Origin of the sequence: Vibrio genomosp. F10 str. 9ZD137 (assembly GCF_049974785.1) — a bacterium.
GTDB lineage: Bacteria > Pseudomonadota > Gammaproteobacteria > Enterobacterales > Vibrionaceae > Vibrio.
Genome location: NZ_JBNGCJ010000836.1, coordinates 1 through 1,025, shown reverse-complemented (window position 1 = coordinate 1,025; position 1,025 = coordinate 1). Strand labels below are relative to the sequence as shown.

The 1,025-nt window shown below is 44.5% G+C and carries 1 protein-coding gene and 1 pseudogene; both read left to right on the top strand.

The window, feature by feature from the left end; translation table 11 throughout:
- Positions 1-14 precede the first annotated feature (14 nt).
- Positions 15-518 (top strand): annotated as a pseudogene (locus ACP45E_RS18970) (ABC transporter permease subunit); the annotation flags it as partial.
- A gap of 22 nt (positions 519-540) precedes the next feature.
- A partial coding sequence (locus ACP45E_RS18965; protein ID WP_141707426.1) for an ATP-binding cassette domain-containing protein occupies positions 541-1,025 on the top strand: 485 nt, incomplete at its 3' end.

The window sequence follows — 1,025 nt, the reverse complement described above, 5'->3', positions numbered from 1 at the left end:
CTCTTCCGATCTGAATTATGATGCGTATCTTAGAAATTCTTTACGCTGTTCCATTTATGTTCCTTGTGATTGTTCTAGTGACCTTTTTTGGTCGTAATATCGTGCTGATATTTGTCGCCATTGGTGCAATTGCTTGGCTCGATATGGCACGTATTGTCCGAGGCCAAACACTGAGCCTTCGTAGTAAAGAGTTCATTGAAGCGGCACATGTCTGCGGCGTAAGTAACTGGAAGATCATTACTCGTCATATCGTTCCAAACGTATTGGGTATTGTTGCGGTTTACTCAACGCTGCTAATCCCAAGCATGATTTTGACGGAATCATTCCTTTCATTCCTTGGTCTTGGTGTTCAAGAACCAATGACAAGTTGGGGTGCTTTACTTCAAGAAGGTTCGCAGACAATGGAAGTGGCGATTTGGCAACTGATATTCCCTGCGGTATTCATGGTAGTGACGCTGTTCTGCTTCAACTACGTTGGTGATGGTCTACGCGATGCGTTAGATCCAAAAGACAGATAACAATAAGATTAAGGAAGCAATGATGAGCTTATTAGATGTCAAAGATCTGCGCGTAGAATTCACTACCCAAGATGGTATTGTCACCGCAGTGAACGACTTGAATTTTTCACTAGAACAAGGCGAAACCCTCGGTATTGTAGGGGAGTCTGGTTCAGGTAAATCTCAAACTGTATTCGCAATTATGGGCCTACTGGCCAAGAACGGCATTATCTCTGGTAGTGCGAAGTTCGAAGGCAATGAAATTCTTAATCTGCCTGAAAAAGCATTGAACAAAGTTCGTGCAGAGCAGATTGCGATGATATTCCAAGACCCGATGACGTCGCTTAACCCTTACATGAAAGTCAGCGACCAGCTGATGGAAGTGCTCATGCTTCACAAAGGCATGGGAAAAGCAGAGGCGTTTGAAGAGTCTGTACGTATGCTTGAGGCAGTAAAAATCCCTGAAGCGCGCAAACGTATTACTATGTACCCTCACGAGTTCTCTGGCGGCATGCGTCAGCGTGTGAT